The sequence below is a fragment of the Campylobacter majalis genome (assembly GCF_905120465.1).
Classification (GTDB): Bacteria; Campylobacterota; Campylobacteria; order Campylobacterales; family Campylobacteraceae; genus Campylobacter_A; species Campylobacter_A majalis.
The window spans coordinates 1-2,860 of sequence record NZ_CAJHOF010000039.1 but is presented as its reverse complement, the minus strand read 5'-3'; the positions used below and the strand labels follow the sequence as shown (position 1 = coordinate 2,860).

The following is a 2,860-nucleotide window of genomic DNA, read 5'->3' as shown; positions in this document are numbered from 1 at the left end:
ATAGTTCAAACCTCCCTTGCAAACATCATCCCAGACCCATCTGCAGCTAAATCAAACCAACCAGTTATATTAAAAGCTAAAAATGAAGCTTTAATAGTAAATATAGTAACTCCCAATCACAAAGGCATCTCATTTAATGAATACTCTAAATTTAATACTCCAAACACTGGCACAGTACTAAATAACTCAGCTAATGGTGCAAATACAAACATAGCTGGATTTGTTGGGGCTAATCCCTTTTTAAACTCAGGCTCTGCTAAATTAATAGTTAATCAAGTAAATTCAAACAATCCATCGCTTCTAAAAGGAAATTTAGAGATAGCTGGAAAAAGTGCTGATCTAATAATAGCCAATCCTAGTGGTATTAATATAAATGGTCTAAATATAATAAATTCAAACTCATCTACATTTAGTGCTGCTAAGTTAAATTTAAATGCTAGTGGTGATTTAGCACCAATTAACTTATCTAGTCCTAGCCTAAGTCAGAATTTCGGAGTTATTAACATCCAAGGCAATGGCTTAAATGATAAAAGCTCAAACTATACAAATATCATAGCAGATACTATAAAAATAGCTAGTGCAGTCCATTCAAATGAGCTAAACTTAATAGCAAGTGATGCTAAAGCAGCAAGTAATCAATCTGGATTATTTAGTGTTTTAGCATCTAATGAGCCAAACACAAACAGAGCAACTAATCCTGTCTCTACACCCAGTAGTCCTACCATCTCAATTGATAGCACAGCCCTTGGTGGAATGTATGCCAATAAGATAAATATCATAGCCACTAAAGATGGAGTTGGTGTAAATAATGCTGGTATTATAAAGGCAAACCAGATAAGCATAAATGCTAGTGGGGATATTATAAACTCAAATACCATAGTCTCAGATAAACAAACTAATATACATTCAAACAAATCAATCATAAACAAAGATAAGGCTAGTATAATAAGCAAAGAAGATATAAGCTTAAGTGCAAATGAGATAACAAATACCAATAGCTCAAACATCATAGCGGCTAATAGCTTAAATCTAAGTGCTACTAATATAAACAACGCCTCATCAAATATTCTTGCAAATGATATATCTATAAAGGCAGACAGAGTAAATAACTACTCACTAAGCAAGCTTGAAATAGCTAGGCAAAATTTTAGCTCCACTCTTAATCTTGGATGCTGCACTAATAAGTCATTTAGTCTAAGCGTAGATATAAAAAAGATAAAAGATGAGATAATAAACAAGTGGCAACTTGAAAATAAAGCCTACAGCGATGATGAACTAAATTTAGAGCTTTATAACGCAGTAGTCTCACAAGATAGCGTAGCATATGCTCTAAATTTACAAAAATCTAGCTTCCTTCATGGCACTAGCTCACGCCCTTATAGCAATATCAGACTAGACGAAGCTTCAAATTCTATCATAATCACAACCAGGTATGCAAAAGATAATGAAAAGACTAGAACGCTTTATTATTCAATCACCAAAGAATTTATAACTCCTGATAGTCTAGCAAATTTTATCCCATCTAAGATCTACTCCGCTAATGATATAGATATAGACGCTAAAACCTTTACAAATGATAAAAGCCAGATCTATGCCAATCACGATATAAGAATAAAAAATGGCAGTGTTGATAATATAGGACATAAACTAGACACAAGTGTTAATAGCCATATAAAATATATCTGGCAAGAGAAGAAAAAAAGAAATGCTGCTGGTGGACACTATATGGCAGATGTGGGCGGTGATAGTGCCTATAAGAACTTTACTTACCAAGAAGATGGCTACCCTGCAATACTAGCTGCAAATAATAACTTTTATGCAAGTGTGATAAATTTAAACAATGATGATATAAAAGATCAAACAAGCAAGAGTATAAATATCCCTATGTTTAGACCAAACCCAGCTATACACATAGATATTGTCCCTATTAACACTGGCTTTTTATATGACAGCAGTGGTGCTAGTATGGCTTTTATGCTAAATAAATTTGATAGCCTTTATAAAAATGCAAACTCACTAATAAATAGCTCTCTCTCATCAAGCAAACATAGCCCAGTAATAAATCAAAGCTCACTTATCATGGCTAAAAATAAGATAAACATAGATGCAAGTGGCAATATCTATAATAGTGGAGCAATGATAGCTAATAACATAAGCCTAAACGCAAACTCTATCACAAACAAAGATGCTTTGCTTTTAGCACATAATACTATAAATTTAAATGCCTTAAATGACTTAAATTTAACTTCAACTACAGCAAGTGGCTCATCATTAAATCTAAATGCAAACGATATAAATATAAATCAAACATCACAAACCACCCATGGTAAAAACTATACTTCAACCACACTAGGCACTAGATCAAATTTAAACTCAACCCAAAGCCTAGCAATAAACGCAAACAACGATATATCTATAAATGGTGCAATTCTAAACTCAGACCAAGACATAAACCTAAAAGCAAATAATAACCTTGCTATAAAAACTAGCCAAAGCAGAGATAGCTTTAATATAAGTGGCAAGGATACAACTTTTAAAGGTACTATCACAACAAACCAAGCTTCAAGTCTAAATGCTAATAATATAAATGCATATGCTACTAATATAAATCTAGTAGGAGCAAATCTAAATGCAAATGAGAGCATAAACCTAAAAGCAGATAATGACATAGATATTTCATCTATCAACAATAAAGCAGATCTAACAAGCACAGTTAATAAAAAAGGCTTTTTATCTAAAAAGCAAACAACCACAAAAACCATAAAAGAGGATATTGTATCATCAAATCTAAATGCTAATAACATAAACATAATCTCAAATAAAGATACAACTATACAGGGGGCGAATTTAGTAGCGGATA

General features: G+C 32.5%; 1 protein-coding gene. It reads left to right on the top strand.

Annotation, left to right across the window (positions count from 1 at the left end; all coding sequences use genetic code 11):
* Nucleotides 1-2,860 (top strand): two-partner secretion domain-containing protein (locus tag LQU93_RS09775; protein WP_229933699.1); only part of this gene is annotated, 2,860 nt, incomplete at both ends.